The 16,001-nt window shown below is 64.2% G+C and carries 13 protein-coding genes, 1 tRNA gene and 2 pseudogenes; 4 read left to right on the forward strand and 12 right to left on the reverse strand.

Annotated features, from left to right (window positions below):
• Positions 1–198: 198 nt before the first annotated feature.
• Both RX329_RS23170 and RX329_RS23175 read left to right on the forward strand, forming a co-directional pair.
• Positions 199–1,380, forward strand: a complete 1,182-nt coding sequence (locus RX329_RS23170) for a bifunctional 2-C-methyl-D-erythritol 4-phosphate cytidylyltransferase/2-C-methyl-D-erythritol 2,4-cyclodiphosphate synthase (RefSeq protein ID WP_018457823.1) — start codon at positions 199–201, stop codon at positions 1,378–1,380.
• 3 nt (positions 1,381–1,383) lie between these two features.
• Entirely contained in the window at positions 1,384–1,983 is a 600-nt protein-coding gene (locus tag RX329_RS23175) for a CinA family protein (RefSeq protein ID WP_018457822.1), read from the forward strand.
• A gap of 153 nt (positions 1,984–2,136) precedes the next feature.
• Here RX329_RS23175 and RX329_RS42000 read toward each other — a convergent pair.
• A pseudogene (locus RX329_RS42000) lies at positions 2,137–2,230 on the reverse strand (small-conductance mechanosensitive channel); the annotation flags it as partial.
• Here RX329_RS42000 and RX329_RS23185 point away from each other — a divergent pair.
• Positions 2,212–2,325, forward strand: a pseudogene (locus RX329_RS23185) (cytochrome c4); the annotation flags it as partial. The pseudogenes RX329_RS42000 and RX329_RS23185 sit on opposite strands and share 19 nt — an antisense overlap.
• Positions 2,326–2,466: 141 nt before the next feature.
• Here the strand turns inward: RX329_RS23185 and RX329_RS23190 are convergent.
• A complete protein-coding gene (locus tag RX329_RS23190) occupies positions 2,467–2,937 on the reverse strand; it encodes a type II toxin-antitoxin system RatA family toxin (protein ID WP_018457820.1) in 471 nt (156 codons plus the stop codon).
• 6 nt (positions 2,938–2,943) lie between these two features.
• Positions 2,944–3,900: a lipoyl synthase gene (gene lipA, locus RX329_RS23195; protein WP_007591147.1), complete on the reverse strand. Its 957-nt coding sequence runs from the start codon at positions 3,898–3,900 to the stop codon at positions 2,944–2,946.
• 130 nt (positions 3,901–4,030) lie between these two features.
• Here lipA and RX329_RS23200 point away from each other — a divergent pair, with 130 nt between their 5' ends.
• Positions 4,031–4,633 carry a DNA-3-methyladenine glycosylase gene (locus RX329_RS23200; protein ID WP_085349818.1) on the forward strand — a complete coding sequence of 201 codons (603 nt, stop codon included), beginning with the start codon at positions 4,031–4,033 and terminating at the stop codon, positions 4,631–4,633.
• 2 nt (positions 4,634–4,635) lie between these two features.
• Here the strand turns inward: RX329_RS23200 and RX329_RS23205 are convergent, their stop codons facing one another.
• The 9 genes from RX329_RS23205 to RX329_RS23245 form a co-directional block, all read right to left on the reverse strand.
• A complete protein-coding gene (locus RX329_RS23205; protein WP_317244327.1) occupies positions 4,636–7,512 on the reverse strand; it encodes a valine--tRNA ligase in 2,877 nt (958 codons plus the stop codon).
• Between the two features lie 141 nt (positions 7,513–7,653).
• The gene (locus RX329_RS23210) at positions 7,654–8,427 is read right to left on the reverse strand and encodes a PopZ family protein (RefSeq protein ID WP_085385239.1); all 774 of its coding nucleotides are present in this window, start codon (positions 8,425–8,427) and stop codon (positions 7,654–7,656) included.
• A 305-nt stretch (positions 8,428–8,732) separates the two neighbouring features.
• Entirely contained in the window at positions 8,733–10,124 is a 1,392-nt protein-coding gene (locus RX329_RS23215) for a TolC family outer membrane protein (protein ID WP_018457815.1), read from the reverse strand.
• A gap of 203 nt (positions 10,125–10,327) precedes the next feature.
• The gene (locus RX329_RS23220; protein WP_018457814.1) at positions 10,328–10,990 is read right to left on the reverse strand and encodes a protein-L-isoaspartate O-methyltransferase family protein; all 663 of its coding nucleotides are present in this window, start codon (positions 10,988–10,990) and stop codon (positions 10,328–10,330) included.
• 136 nt (positions 10,991–11,126) lie between these two features.
• A complete protein-coding gene (locus RX329_RS23225; protein ID WP_026233446.1) occupies positions 11,127–11,306 on the reverse strand; it encodes a hypothetical protein in 180 nt (59 codons plus the stop codon).
• 176 nt (positions 11,307–11,482) lie between these two features.
• Positions 11,483–11,557: transfer RNA gene (locus RX329_RS23230), tRNA-Asn, on the reverse strand.
• Positions 11,558–11,691: 134 nt separating this feature from the next.
• Positions 11,692–12,060 carry a hypothetical protein gene (locus RX329_RS23235; protein WP_085349822.1) on the reverse strand — a complete coding sequence of 123 codons (369 nt, stop codon included), beginning with the start codon at positions 12,058–12,060 and terminating at the stop codon, positions 11,692–11,694.
• Between the two features lie 975 nt (positions 12,061–13,035).
• Positions 13,036–13,419 carry a RidA family protein gene (locus RX329_RS23240; RefSeq protein WP_026233445.1) on the reverse strand — a complete coding sequence of 128 codons (384 nt, stop codon included), beginning with the start codon at positions 13,417–13,419 and terminating at the stop codon, positions 13,036–13,038.
• Between the two features lie 16 nt (positions 13,420–13,435).
• Entirely contained in the window at positions 13,436–15,769 is a 2,334-nt protein-coding gene (locus RX329_RS23245; protein ID WP_018457810.1) for an acetamidase/formamidase family protein, read from the reverse strand.
• Positions 15,770–16,001: the final 232 nt, after the last annotated feature.

The following is a 16,001-nucleotide window of genomic DNA, read 5'->3' on the forward strand; positions in this document are numbered from 1 at the left end:
TTGCGCACAATTCTTGTGCAGTCAAGCGTCATGCCTACAGTTTAGACAGTTCTGCAAATCTTTCAAGTGCAGTGCAGCAAAATGCTGTTTCCCACAATCCGGGGAAACCCCCTTTTATTGCGGGCCTGCCGTGCTAGAGGCATGCGGCGATCACCCCACCCCCGACTCTCTTCATCACCAAATGAGTATTTGAGTCCTATGGCGAAATCACAGCGCACCGCAGTCGTCCTCGTCGCTGCCGGACGCGGCCTGCGCGCAGGCGCCGGTGGCCCCAAGCAATATCGCGAGATCGGCGGCGTGCCGGTGATCTATCGCGCCATGGAGGCCTTCAGCCGTCATGCGGACGTGTTCGCAGTTCAGCCAGTCGTGAACCCGGACGACAGCGCCATGTTCACGGCGGCGGTCGCAGGGCTCGGCCACGAGGCGCCGGTCAATGGCGGCGCGACCCGGCAGGCCTCGGTGCTCGCCGGTCTCGAAGCGCTCGCCAGGCACAAGCCCGACATCGTCCTGATCCACGACGCCGCGCGACCCTTCGTTTCGGAAGGCGTGATCACCCGCGCGATCGATGCGGCCAGCCGCACCGGCGCGGCGATCCCCGTCGTTCCCGTCACCGACACCATCAAGATCACCGGCGAGAATGACAATGTCGAGGACACGCCGGACCGGGCGCGGTTGCGAATTGCGCAGACGCCGCAATCCTTTCGTTTCGACGTCATCCTCGAAGCGCATCGTCGCGCGGCCAAGGACAGGCGCAGCGATTTCACCGACGATGCCGCGATTGCCGAATGGGCGGGATTGACGGTTGCAACCTTTGAAGGCGATGTTGCCAATATGAAGCTCACCACTCCCGAGGATTTCGTGCGCGAGGAAGCGCGGCTGGCAAGCCTGCTCGGCGACATCAGGACCGGCACGGGCTACGACGTCCACGCCTTCGGCGAGGGCGACCATCTCATGATATGCGGCGTGCGCGTGCCGCACACCAAAGGCTTCCTGGCCCATTCCGACGGCGATGTCGGCCTGCATGCGCTGGTCGACGCCATCCTGGGCGCGCTCGCTGACGGCGACATCGGATCGCACTTTCCGCCCAGCGACGCGAAGTGGAAAGGCGCCTCCTCCGACCAGTTTTTGCAATACGCCATCGAGCGCGTCACCCAGCGCGGCGGCCGCATCGCCAATCTCGAGGTGACCATGATCTGCGAGCGGCCGAAGATCGGCCCTTTGCGCGAGACCATGCGCGCGCGCATCGCCGAGATTTCCGGCGTCGACATCTCCCGCGTCGCGGTCAAGGCGACCACCAGCGAGCGGCTCGGCTTCACCGGCCGCGAGGAAGGCATCGCGGCCACCGCGAGCGCCACCATCCGTCTGCCCTGGAGTGTCTAGGCCATGGCCGGCAGCGACGCACGCGCCCTCTCCCGCTCGCTGCTCGATTTGTGCCGGATGCGCAAGCTGACGATCGCGACCGCGGAATCCTGCACCGGCGGCCTGGTTGCCGGTGCGCTGACCGACATCCCCGGCTCTTCCGACGTCATCGATCGCGGCTTCGTCACCTATTCCAACGACGCCAAGCGCGCGATGCTCGGCGTCGAGGTAAGCACGCTCACCAATTTCGGCGCCGTCAGCAGGGAGACGGCAACAGCCATGGCGGTCGGCGCGCTGGAGCGTGCCGGCGTCGATCTTGCAGTCGCTATCACCGGCATTGCCGGCCCCGGCGGCGCCACGCCCGGCAAGCCGGTTGGCCTCGTGCATTTCGCCGCCGCCGCGCGCGACGGACGCATCGTCCATCGCGAGCATCGCTTTGGCGCCATCGGCCGCACCGCCGTGCGTCAGCGCTCCGTGGTCGAGGCGCTGCGCATGCTGATGGATCTCGCCCGCGGCCCGCAAGTTACGGCCAAGCCGAAACGTGCCGCCGCAGTAACCCGCCTGCGCCCGCGCGTGACACGATCACCGCGCCGGCACGCGGTGAAGCGCAGGCCGCCGCGCTGACCGCGGGGGTGAGATCCCTCACGCAGCCGCGAGTTAAGCACTCACGTGATCGAGCACGCACTGCTTGATCGCGCTGTGATTGACGATGGCTGCGCCCCACACCAGCCCGTAGAGACTTGACCTTTCCCGCCATGCAGGTGACCTCGACGTCATTGCCGATGTGGAAGGGTCGAAACAGCAGCAGCATGACGCCGGCGGCGATGTTGGAGAGTGGGCCCTGTAATGCCAGACCAACGGCGAGAGATGCGCAACATTGCCCGTGCGATGACGCCGCTGGAGATCGAGCAGGCCGCTGCGTATTATGCCTCGCAGCCGCCGGATGTCGTGAAGGCGGTGGATTGAAATTTTGGCACGCCTGCCTTCCCCATCGTCATTGCGAGCGCAGCGAAGCAATCCAGAGTCTCTCCGCAGAGGGATTCTGGATTGCTTCGTCGCAAGGGCTCTTCGCAATGAAGGAGGAGAGAGCGTGCCCGTCCGCAACCACTACGACGACACCAGCTTCCGCCGTCCGTAGATCGCATCCGCCCGCTTCTCGAAGGCGATGGAAAATCGCGCGAACGCGGCGTCGAACATCGAGCCCATCAGGAGCGCCAGCATGCGGCTCTTGAACTCGTAGGCAAGGAAGAAGCCGACATCGCAAACGCTCTCGCCTTTGGGCTCGAACGTCCAACGGTTTTCCAGATTGCTGAAGGGACCTTGCAGATATTCGACCAGGATCTTCAAATTGGCGCGGTCGAGCGTCACGCGGCTGGTGAAGGATTCCCTGACCAGCTTGAACGACACCGTCATGTCCGCGACCAGCACCTCGGTGCCGTCGGGTTTCGCCATGCGCTGACGGACCTTCAGCGCACTGCACAGCGGCACGAATTCCGGGTAGCGCTCGACATCAGCGACCAGATCAAACATCTCGGACGCGCTGTGATCGACACGACGCTTGCTCGAAAAATTGGGCATGGCGATTCAGCGGGCGCTTGCTGCCCGCGCGGCCTTCAGTTTCGCAAAATCCTCGCCGGCATGATGCGACGAACGGGTGAGCGGGCTCGCAGACACCATCAGGAAACCCTTGGTGTAGGCGACCTTCTCGTAGGACGAAAACTCGTCCGGCGGCACGTAGCGCATCACGGCGTGATGCTTGCGGGTCGGCTGGAGATATTGCCCGATGGTCAGGAAATCGACGTCAGCGGAACGCAGATCGTCCATCACCTGCTGCACCTCGTGGCGCTCCTCGCCGAGGCCGACCATGATGCCGGACTTGGTGAAGATGGTGGGATCGAGCTCCTTGACCCGCTGCAACAGCCGGATCGAATGGAAATAGCGCGCGCCCGGCCGCACCGTGAGATAGCACGACGGCACGGTCTCGAGATTGTGGTTGAACACGTCGGGCTTCGCCGCGACGACGACCTCCAGCGCCCCCTCCTTGCGCAGGAAGTCGGGCGTCAGGATCTCGATCGTGGTCGAGGGGCACGCGGCGCGAATCGCGCGGATGGTCTGGGCGAAATGCTCGGCGCCGCCGTCAGTGAGATCGTCGCGGTCCACGGAGGTGATGACGACATGGGCAAGGCCGAGCTTGGCCACAGCCTCGCCGACGTTCTGCGGCTCGGCCGCGTCAAGTGCATTCGGCATGCCCGTCTTGACGTTGCAGAAGGCACAGGCGCGGGTGCAGGTGTCGCCCATGATCATGAAGGTCGCGTGCTTCTTGTCCCAGCACTCGCCGATATTCGGGCAGCCCGCCTCCTCGCACACCGTATGCAGGCCGTTGGCGCGCACGATGTTGCGCGTGTCGGCATAGCCGCGGGTGTTGGGCGCGCGTACGCGGATCCAGTCCGGCTTCGGCGGCGAAGCGGAATCGGGCCGGTTCACCTTTTCGGGGTGACGTGGGCGCAGCGGGTTCGAGATGGTATCGACGATAACGACCATGGGGTGTCCGGTCTGACCAAGTCCTACCTAGTCGGTCTGGCCGGGCATCGCAACCCGGCTCGCACCGCTTCAGGGAACATGGCAGATATGGGCAATATCCTGCTCTGTTCTCTGGCGATTCTCACCTCGAATGGCTCCAGTCTCGAAGACCTCTACTCCTCGGCTCGGCAAAGCCCTGAAGCGTACCTTTTTCGCGCGCAGCGTCCACGAGGTCGCGCCCGATCTGATCGGTGCGACCATGCTGGTCAACGGCGTTGGCGGGATCATCGTCGAGGTCGAGGCCTATCATCATACCGAGCCGGCGGCGCACTCCTACAATGGCCCGACGCCGCGGAACCAGGTGATGTTCGGCCCGCCCGGCTTTGCCTATGTCTACCGCTCCTACGGCATCCACTGGTGTGTGAACTTCGTCTGCGAGGAAGAAGGCTCGGCCAGCGCCGTGCTGATCCGCGCGCTGGAGCCGACCCACGGAATCGCCGCGATGCGGCGGCGCCGCCATCTCCAGGATTTGCACACGTTGTGCTCGGGCCCGGGCAAGCTGACCGAAGCGCTCGGCATCACCATCGCGCACAATGCCTTGCCGCTCGACCGTCCGCCGATCGCGCTGCATGCGCGGACGGAGGACGTCGAGGTGGCGGCCGGCATCCGGATCGGCATCACCAAGGCGGTCGAGCTGCCCTGGCGCTATGGTGTCAGGGGCTCGAAATTCCTCAGCAAGCCGTTTCCGAAATAAGCTTACGACGCCTGCTTGAGCCGCTCCAGCGCCTCGAGCAGCTTGGCCTTGCGGGCGAGCGCGGCCTCGCGCTTCTCGCGCTCCTCCTCGACGACCTCCTCGGCCGCGTTGGCCACGAATTTCTCGTTGGCCAGTTTGGACTCGGCACGCTTGATGTCGGCGTCGGCCTTCCCGATCTCCTTGTCCAGACGCGTGCGCTCGGCGACGACGTCAATCACGCCCTTCAGCGGCAGCGCGGCCACCTCGCCGCGCACCAGGAGCTGGACCGCGCCGTCGGGCGCACGGTCGGCGAAGGAGATGTCCGACAGCCGCGCCATGCGCTTGATGACGTCGCTCCAGCGCGGCGCGCGCTCCTTCGTCTCGGCCGAGGCGCCTGCGAGCACCAGCGCCGTGAGGGTCGCCGGCGGGATGTTCATCTCGGCGCGCACCGAACGGATCTGCGTGACAAGGTCAATGACCCAGCCGATCTCGGCCTCGGCCGCGGGATCGGTGAAGTCGGCATGGTCGAAGATCGGCAGCACCCAAACCGGCGAGACGAGCGCGTCGGTCGGCCCCGTCGTCGCCGCGAGCATCGCAAGCTGCTCCGGCGTCGGCCCGGCCGGCTTCAGCGGCCACGGTGCCAGCGCGAGCAGACCGTCGCGCTTGGCCGTCACCTCCCACAGCTCCTCGGTGATGAAGGGCATGAAGGGGTGCAGCAGTTTCAGGATCTCGTCGCGCGCCCATGCCACCATGGCGCGGGTCTCGGCCTTGGCAGGGCTGTCGGGGCCGAGTAGCACGGGTTTTGCGAGCTCGAGATACCAGTCGCAATAGACGTTCCACACGAAGCGGTAGATGCTGCCGGCGGCGTCATTGAAGCGATAGGCCTCGATCGCCTCGGTCACCTCGCGCGTGGTGTGCGCACTCTCATGTGCGATCCAGCGGTTCAGCGTCTCTTTGACCTTCGCCGGCTCGAAGCCTTCGGGCACGGCGCAATGGTTCATCTCCGCAAAGCGCGACGCATTCCAGAGCTTGGTCGCGAAATTGCGATAGCCCTCGACACGGCTGGTGGCGAGCTTGATGTCGCGCCCCTGCGCGGCCATCGCGGCCAGCGTGAAGCGCAGCGCGTCCGCACCATATTGGTCGATCAGGCTGAGCGGATCGATGACGTTGCCCTTCGACTTCGACATCTTGGCGCCCTTCTCGTCGCGGACGAGGGCGTGGATGTAGATCGTCGAGAACGGCACCTCCTTCATGAAGTGCAGCCCCATCATCATCATGCGGGCGACCCAGAAGAAGATGATGTCGAAGCCCGTCACCAGTGCGTTGGTCGGGTAGTAGCGCTGCACTTCCGGCGCGTCTGCGGGCCAGCCGAGGATCGAGAATGGCCACAGCGCCGAGGAGAACCAGGTGTCGAGCACGTCCTCGTCGCGCGTGATGAAGCCGTCACGCTTGTTGCGGTCGAGCGCCATCTCGCGGCCCTGCTCGACCGTGATGACTTCCTGCTCGACGTAATAGCCGAGGGCGTGGCTGACGGCCTCCTCCTCGGTCTCGGCGACGAACACCTTGCCATCAGGACCGTACCAGGCCGGGATCTGGTGGCCCCACCAGAGTTGGCGCGAGATGCACCAGGGCTGGATGTTCTCCATCCACTCGAAATAGGTTTTTTCCCAGTTCTTTGGCACGAAGGTGGTTTCGCCCGAACGCACGGCGGCCATCGCGGGCTTCGCCAGCGTCTTGGCGTCGACATACCATTGGTCGGTCAGATAGGGCTCGATCACCGTGCCGGAGCGGTCGCCATGCGGCACCATGTGGGTGTGAGGTTCGATCCGCTCGACGAAACCGAACGATTCCAGTCGCTCGACGATGCGCTTGCGCGCTGCAAAGCGATCGAGCTTGTTGAACTCCTCGGCGAACTGCGAGGCACCTTCCGGCAGGTCGCGCAGATAATCCTCGTTGTCGAGGAGATCGAGGCAACCTTCCTTGTCGATGACGCTGATTCGGGCGAGGCCGTGGCGATTGCCGACCTCGAAATCGTTGAAGTCGTGCGCCGGCGTCACCTTGACCGCGCCCGAGCCCTTCTCCGGATCGGAATAATCGTCGGCGACGATCTGGATCTTGCGGCCGACCAGCGGCAGGATCACGTTCTTGCCGACCAGCTTCTGATAGCGCTCGTCGTCGGGATGCACGGCCACCCCGGTATCGCCGAGCATGGTCTCCGGGCGCGTGGTGGCAACGACGATGAAGCTCGAGGGATCCTCGGGGCTGAAGATCTTGCCCTCGATCGGATAGCGCAGGTACCAGAGGCTACCCTTGACCTCGGTCTGCTGCACTTCGAGATCGGAGATCGCGGTGAGCAGCTTGGTGTCCCAGTTCACCAGCCGCTTGTCCTTGTAGATCAGGCCGTCGCGGTGCAGCTCGACGAACACCTTGACCACGGCCTTGGACAGGCCCTCGTCCATGGTGAAGCGTTCGCGCGACCAGTCGCAGGAGGCGCCGAGCCGCTTGAGTTGGTTGATGATGGTGTCGCCGCTCTCGGCCTTCCACTGCCAGACCCGCTCCAGAAACTTCTCGCGGCCCATCTCGCGACGGCTGGGCTGCTGGCGCTCCATCAGCTGCCGCTCCACCACCATCTGGGTGGCGATGCCGGCATGGTCGGTGCCGGGCTGCCACAGCACGTCGCGACCGCGCATGCGCTCGAACCGGCACAGGATGTCCTGGAGCGTGTTGTTGAGGGCGTGGCCCATGTGCAGCGAGCCCGTCACGTTCGGCGGCGGGATCACGATGGTAAAGGGCACAGCGTCGCGGCGGTCTGGGCGGCCGGCCTTGAAGGCAAGGCTGTCCTCCCACACGACGGACATGCGGGCTTCGATATCGGCGGGCTGGTAATTTTTCTCGATCATGGCGCTGTTAGAAAGCCGCGCACGGGGTCCAAGTCAACGGACAAGTCAACGGAAAGCCAGGCGGCAACAGGGCTTTCCGGTCCGGTCGGGAAACAGAATATGACCCACAAGCAGGGCTTTATGAGGGCTCTGCGGCCCGATCTACCTGCCGCCGCGCGATACCCGCTCGATTTCGGCCTTCACGATGCGTTCGACCAGGCCCGGCAAATTGTCGTCCAGCCAGGATTTCAGCATCGGACGCAGCATCTCCTTGACCAGATCCTCCAGAGTTCGCGCATTGCTGCTGAGCACCGTGTGGGCCAGGGAATTGAAGGCGGATTCGACCGCGGAGACCGTCGATTGCGCCAGCATCGGCTGTTGGGGCGGCAGCGGCGGCGCATCGAAGTCCACGGGCGCATAGGATGCCGGCGTCGGACGCGGCGCCGGCGATTCGGCGAATTCGAGATCGTCGCGCGGCTCGACCTTGCGGAAGCTCGGCGGCGGCGGAGGCGGCGTCGGCTCCATCGCCAGCGCCATATCGTCGGTCAATTCCAGCACGTCGGGCTCAGGTTCGGGCTCCGGCTCGGGAGCACGGATTTCCGGCGCGGGCGTGGCTGCGTCGAGCCCCGCCAGCAGCGCGTCGATATCGTCCTGATTGTTGGATGCATCCACCTCGGGTGCGGCGGCCGGCGGCGCTGCCGGCTTTGCGGCCGGAGCCGGTGCCGGCTTTTCGGCGGCCGGTTTGGGCGGCGCGACCTTGGATGGCGGAATATCGTTGATCGCCTGCGGCTTCGGTGACGCGGCGGGGGCGGCAGCTTTCTCGGGCTTAGCGGCATCCGCCGGCGGCGGCTTGGCCTCATCGTCGGCAATGATGCGCCGGATCGAGGCCAGAATCTCCTCCATCGAGGGTTCTGTGACCTTTGCAGGCTGCGTCATCTCCGACTCCACATCATCAACGCCCTCGCATGCGTTGTTTTACACCAAGCACGACAGGATTGGCCGGTTCCGGATGGGTGGCCCGACATTTTCGTCACGGCAGCCCGACTTGTCCCCAGATGACAGCTCAACGTGCAGCGGTGCGCCCCTGCCCTCGGCACTCATGCTTTACGCACACGGCATCGGATGCAGAGCGAATCGACCCGCATCTTCTTGGCAAGGCTATGTCAGGGATTTTGCTGATTGCAAGCAAAGCACCGGTCGGCTTCGGCTATTTGCGAGGCCGACCGGATGATTACGGGACTCTAGCGTCCGTCTGGCGTGCGTACGCCGGCCCAGCTGTCGCGGACCTGATGGTAGTGCACGCTGGGATCGTAGACAGTGGTGTTGAGGCCGAGGACTTGCGGCGCGAGACGACCGACCGCGTTGAGCACCGAATAGGACGCCACCACGCGGTCATGCTGGGCAGTGACGAGCGCCACGCGCGCGTTGACCAGCGCCTGCTGCGCGTTGAGCACGTCCAGCGTGGTGCGCTGGCCGGCCTTGGCTTCCTCGCGCACACCGTTCAGCGCGATCTCGGAGGCCGTAACCTGCGCCTGCGCAGACTGCACCTGCGCCTTGCCGGCTTCCAACTGGCCCCAGGCCTGCACGACGTTGGCGCGGGTCTGATCGCGTGTGGTTTCAAGATTCAGGCGCTGCTGCGCCAAGTTCTCTTTCGATTGGCGGATCAGCGCATATTCAGCGCCGCCCTGATAGATCGGCACCGAGGCGGTCGCGATGGCGGAAGCGGTCGTCGTTCGGAAGACCGTCAGGGTCTGCTGGTACGACTGGGTGATGCCAGCCTGAACCGTGAGGGTCGGCAGCAGCGCGCCTTCGTTGATCTTGACCTGGAGATAATTGACGTCGATGCCGAACATCGATGCCGTGACGTTGGGGTTCTCCACCAGGCTGAGACCGACGGCGGAGGCGAGCGTCCCGGGCAGGAAACGATCGACCGGCGAGCCCGGCGCAAGGTTCGTCGGCTCGTTGCCGATGATCCGGCGGAAATTGGCACGCGTCGTCGTGAGATTCGATTCGGCCGTCAGGGCCTGGGTCCTGCCTGCCGCGAGCTGCGCTTCGGATTGCGCCACGTCCGTGCGCGTCACCTCGCCGACATTGAACCGATCGCGCGTTTGCTTGAGCGTCTGTTCGAGGACGCGCACATTGCTGCGCTGAACTTCGAGTGTGGCGGAGTCACGAAGATAATCCATGTAGCTGGTCGCAGCCTGCAGCAGGACCGTCTGCTCGAGCACACGCAACGCCTCGCGGGATCCCGAGACCTGGCTTTCCGCCACGCGCGTCCTGTTGGCGGTCTGATTGCCGTTATAGAGCGTCTGGTTGATGGTCAGGCTGGCGCTATTGGGCTGAAGGGGCGGGTCGCTATGGATCGGCACAGCCTTCTGCGTCTGCTGAATATCCTGATATTGATAGCCGGTGCTGAGGTTGATCCCGACCTTGGGGCGATAGCCCGACAGAGCTTGCGGCACGTTCTCGTCAGTCGAGCGCACCTGGGCGCGCTGCGCGTTGAGCTGCGGATTGTTCTGATAAGCGCGCACCAGCGCAGCCTCGATCGTATCCGCCAAGGCAGGCGTCGGCGCGGCAAGCGCCAGCAGCAGGACCGAAACCGCTGCTCCGGTGAAGAGCTTCACCCCATGCATCCAAAAATTCCGTTCATTCTAACGCCCGGCTCGTGCCCGCGAGCTGGGTTACCGTCTACGAGTGGAGTCGTTGCCCCGCCGCAACATAGGACGCGGTCAAGCGCGACGGAACTACCTGAGGGGTGTTCTCGGTGGAAACTCTTCACGTGCAGCATCCCGGCCACACTTCTGATTCAGAACGGGATTTTAACGGGCCAAAGCCGTCAGAAGACGAAGGCGGCGGCCCGTTCCAGCCCCGGAAGGACCGGGGCTGCGGCATCGAACAGCGCCCGATGGCCGAATTCGCCGTGGGTATGGGTCACGATCATGGCTCGCGGCGGCCTGGATTCGGCCGAGACCCCCACCAGGCGCCCCCCCTCCTTGAGCTGCCCGAGCAGCCCTGCCGGGGTTACCTCGGTGGCGCCGTTGAGGACGATCACATCATAGGGACCTGCGGCGGCATCACCCTCGGTGCAGGCCGCGGCCTTGCAGGCCACGTTGGCCAACCCGAGGGCGGCGAAGGCGTCGTTGGCCTTTGCCGCCAGGCCCGAATCGCATTCCGTCGCGATGACTTTGCGCGCGAGCTTGGCGGTCAGCGCAGCGAGATAGCCCGTGGCGCAGCCGACGACCAGCACGTCGTCATCCTCGCCGATCTCGGCGGCCTGGAGCAGCTTGCCGGTCAGCTGCGGCTTGATCAGGAACCGCTTGGCGCCTCCCTCGCTGACGTCGAGATCGAGGTCGAGATACGCCAATGCCTGCCGGCTGGCGGGCACGAAAGCCTCGCGCGGAACCGTGAGCATGGCGTCGAGAACACGACGGTCGGTGACGTCACTGGTGCGCACCTGGCCATCGACCATTTTTAGGCGCGCCGTCGAGAAAACGGACATTTGCGGACCCTGCAAGGCGGACGATGCCGCGGACGAAAGTTGGCGGCATCTTTGGAACAGGCCCTGCGAAAACGCAACATGGCTTTGGCCCGCAAACCGGGCCCTTCCGCAACTCGCAACGTCGAGGGTGAGCCGCCTATTCGATCGTGACCGCGAGGCGGCCGATCAATGCGGCGACTTCGTCCAGCCGTGCCGAATCGTGGGTCTCGACCGCCCGCGCCAGACAGGCGAGGCATTCGTCGTCGCTGAGTTCGGGGATGTCCGCCGGCAGAATGGAGGGGGCCAGCGGGAAACGGTCGACCTGGATGTCTCGCATGGGAATCAGCTCCGTAAAGGACCGGCCTCTGGAAGCTCGATTTCAATTGAGTCGTTTTGGCGTCACCAGGGAGGATGCCGGCTCGCGACGGTACACATCTAATTGAGGATCTGCCGCAACGAGATCGCACGCCAGATCAGAGTCTGGGCCCAAGTTGCTGAAAATGAAGCGGAATTTGGCTCCCCGGGCTGGATTCGAACCAGCGACCATCCGATTAACAGTCGGATGCTCTACCGCTGAGCTACCGAGGAAAAGGGCGAACCTGTCGTTCGCGCGCGGCTGCGTATAACAAAGCCGCTTGCGCTTGCAAAGGACGAATTCGCTATGTGGCACATTGCGGCGAGGAAGGGCACGCGGCCCCTCCTCCGCCTGGCCTCAGGTCAAGTTACTCGGCGACGAACGAAGTGGTCTTGGTGCCGGAATCGTAGCGCAGCCGGAGTGCCGTGAACTTGCAGAGGTTGACGTTCTTCCAGAGCACGGTCTCGTCATAGTTCTGCCAGTCGACGCGGACGTTCCAGACGCATCCTTCGTCGTCATCGTCGAACTCGACATAGGTGCTCGCCTGGTTCTGCAAAACCTTGTCCAGCTCGTTGTCCCATTCGTCCATGCCATCGTCCGGAGCGTTGAAGCCCAGGAATTTGATGGCATAGCCGGTCTCGTTGACGACAGTGACGTTGCGGGCGTCAGCCGCGTACGAAGGCGCGGCGGCAATCGATAGACCGACCGCGATCAGTGCAGACAGAAAATACTTCATATGAAATTCCCCCGATCGAAACGGGCTTTCGGTGCCTGACGTCGATCGGCGCAGGCGCCGCGGCAACCAATGGCGTTGCCTCGAAGGATTCGTCGGAGGCGCAATCGAAAGGTGCAAGACGCGATCGATCCGCCTCCGGCTCTCTGCACGACGCGAGACGCGCAGCGAGCCAATTCTTATCGATTCGAATTCTCCGCAGCAATGAACCGGCATTCATAGATCGCGGGGTTTGTTGTCTCCGGGGCGGGCGCCCGGCACCGCGCGAATATGATTCTTGTCGCAGACACAGCTTCGCGCCCTCGCGGCTTGGCTCGCCCGAGCTTTGCTTTGTTTCGTACACCCTCCTCGTCAGAGGGCGCAGGGAAGACCGGGTGCCGGCTGGCACCCACGGTCCACTGTGCGAAGGTTGCGCTACAAGAGGCTGCACAGCGGCATACAGGTGAAGCCCAACACACGGCCTTCCCTGCGCAGTGGTTTGACGGCTTATGCCGAGCTCTCCCCGGGGAGCGATGCACTATTGCCCCCGTCGCCTTGCGGATGGCTGATGCTGCGTGCCCGGTCGGGCAGCGACATCACCACAAGACTTGACGCACAGACCCCGGGCGTCAGGACGACACGGTTTTGCCGTACGCTAATAGCACCGGTCGTGTGCGCGACGCCTTCGCTCACGGTTGCCCGCCCTGCAAAGCCCTTCGCGCCGATGTGACTAGCGTCCACCGCAGCTCACCCCGCGTTCGTGACGATCGCGATACGCCCCGCTGACAGGGATGAGGTGGCGACTGAATACGCCAAAGTCGAATTTCGGTAAAGTAGAATCTTTTCGCGCGAGCGGATTGACCCGTCGTTTGGGTGTTTTGCCCGTCGGGCAACGCAAGGGCTTGTAGCCCGGATGGAGCGAAGCGTAATCCGGGACCCTGTATCCGTTAAACGAATCCCGGATTGCGCTTCGCTCCATCCGGGCTACGGATCATCTCCTCACGGCCGGCGGCAGACCAGGTCGATCTCGATCAGCGCGTCGTAGGCAAGCCCGGTGACACCGACGCAGGTGCGGGCCGGCAGGCGGTCGGGCGGAAAGAACGCGCGATAAGTCTCGTTCATCGCGGTGTAGTCTTCCTTGAAACGCGTGAGATAGATGCGTGTCATCACGACGTGCTCGAAACCGAGATCGAGGCCCGCCAACACCACCTTCAAATTCTCCATCACCGCCCTCGTCTGCGCCACGATGCCCTCCGGCAGCACGCCCGGGATTTGCGGCGTGTCCGGCATCTGGCCGGTGACAAAGACAAAACCGTCGGTCTCCACCGCGTGGCTGAAGGGCGCGACCGGCTTGGGTCCGCCGCTGATCATGTGGAATTTCACTGGAGTATCCTTCGGTTTAAGGCGCGTCCAGAAACAGGCGCTTGCTGATGATCGCGTGCACGCCCCAATTGCCGTCGACCACCTGCGTGACGCCGAAGTCGACGGCGGCCGACATCAGCGCGATCGCCTCGTCCTCGCTCAACCCCTTCACGTTCATCAGGAAGCGTCGCATCTTGCGAAACGCATCTTTCATGGCGAGATCGAGCGAGGACTTTGCGTAAACCTCGCTCTGGCCCTGAGCGCCGAACTCGGCGAGGTAGTTGGGATGGCTGAATCCGGTCAGGACCCAATCAGATTCGGTTTCGATCAGGGGATAAGAGAGATCGGCGAAGGGTTGGCCGGAGAGGTCGGCCTTCTTGTGCAGGATCACCTCGAAGGTTCCGGTCATCGAGCATTCAATCGCGGTGCCGCTCAATTCGCCGTCGCCTTGCGTGGCATGGGGATCGCCGACCGATAACAATGCGCCGGGAACGGAGACCGGAAGATAGACGGTCGCCCCCTTCCCCAAGCGCCAATTGTCGAGATTGCCGCCGAAATAGGACGGCGGCACGGAGTCGATGAAATCGACCTCGCGCGGCGCCACCGCGATCACGCCGAAATGCGGGCGCAAGGGAATGCGGATGCCGTCGAGCACGGCGTGGCGGCGCTTCACGGTGCCGGGCAAGACCGGAACGCCGGGATAGTCGTAGGTGGCGTGCACCACGCCAAACGGGTCGGTCTGCGGCTCCCAGCGGTAGGAATACAGCGCGCGGGCATGCGGCGCATCGGTATCGTCCAGGATTTCGTAGATCGTCACGACCTCGCGCGGCTTCGGTCCTGAAAGAAATTCGTCGTAATGATAGCCCCACCAGGCCGCGACCGAGGAGCCGAACACGCGCCCTGAATGTTTCGGATGACGACTTGTGCGCGGTACGATGTCGAGGATCCGGACTTCCAGCACGTCGCCGGGCTGGGCGTCCTTCACCGACACGGGCCCCGTGCAGATGTGCACGCCAAAGCCTTCGCCGGCGCCGCGCCCGAATATGCTGGCATCCATCGGACCCGCGCCGCGGCGATCCACGTTCTTCCTCGCCTTGGTCCAACCGAATACACTTTCGGCGGCGGTATCGCCCGCGATCATCAGCTCAGGATCATCGGAGGCATGCTGCGTTAGCGTTTCGATCGTGATCGTATCACCCGAATTGATCTCGAGCTGCGGCTGTAACGCGCGACTGAAATATCCCCAATGAACACGGTGGGCTTCGATCGGAAGATGATGATGCTTGCGTTCGGCCGTTCTCGGCTCGTCGATGTCGGTTCGGGCGAGATTGCCGCGCGCCTCGGCGCTCGCCGGGTGCACGCGAAGCTGCGCCAGCGCATCCTGCGGCCAGCCGCGCTGACCGGCTATCCCCTGCTGGGTCGTCGCCCGCTCCGCTTCCTGCTGGCGAAACTCGCGCGGCGGCAGCCCGAAGCGATGGCGGAAGGCGCGGCTGAAATGCGCGGAATCGCCAAACCCATAGGCGTAGGCGATCTCCGAGATTGAGCGATGCGCCTCGGACGGATTGGACAGATCGGCCCAGGCGCGCTGCAGCCGCCGCTCGCGAACGTAATGAGTAAAGTTGTCGCCGACCGTCTCGAACAGCTTTTGCAGATAGCGCTCGGAAATCCCTTCGGCCTGCGCGACGCGCGCCGGCACCAGTCCGGGATCGTCGAGGCGGCGTTCGATGGTCTGGCAGATCCGGTGCAGGAGTGCCGACTGCGTCGCGCTCGATCCGGCGTCGGACGTCGAAGCCGCCAATTGATGGGCGAGTGTCAGCAGCAGATCGACGAGCGACTGCGTGACCGCATTCCATTCGGCATCGCTCAGCGTGTCGAGCGTGCGCGCGGTCGCGTCCATCAAGCGCGCGAAGACATCGGCAAAGCCGCTGGGCGGAACGACCCTGGGTTCGCCGAGCCGCGGCCTGCCCGAGAGGCGGCCGTGCAGCGCCTCCGAGGTCACCGACAGCACGACGGCGCGCATGTCGCGCTGGAATACGATGCTCCAGTCCCCGCTCCGCGGCAGCAGCACGAGATGGCCCACCGGAACGATGCGATGGCCGGCGGCGCTCTTGAGCACCATGCCGTCCTCGACCGGCATCAGCGCAATCGGCAGGTCTTCGTTGGCCTGCGGACGCGGACCGATGGTCTGGGCGCCGGCCGCCATGCGCGTCAGCGCAACGCCTGCGGCGTGGCGATGTGACGCCGTTGCGTGCCCATCCAGGAAGCAATGGCCTGCCGCCGGCTGCAGGCCGACCGCGGCGAGGACGTCCCGCCAGGCTTCGGGGCGGTCGTCTTGAGCGTAGGACTCGCTCGTGAAAGGACGGAAGCTCATCGGATCGACCCAGATTGCAGTGGATCGAAGCAACCTCTGTGCCAGACGAACGTGGTCATCCGTCGCAGCGAGGGGCCGCAAATGACGGTCTTTTGTCACGTCCTCATCCTGGAAATGAGCTGTTCTTCAAAGTGTTGGAGCGCGATGTCAACGTCGAGCACGATGTGTAGCCTGGATGGAGCGAAGCGTAATCCGGGGGCCTTTTGAGTCCGGCGTGACAAACCCGGATTGC

This window comes from Bradyrhizobium sp. BWC-3-1, from assembly GCF_032917965.1.
Lineage (GTDB): Bacteria > Pseudomonadota > Alphaproteobacteria > Rhizobiales > Xanthobacteraceae > Bradyrhizobium > Bradyrhizobium canariense_D.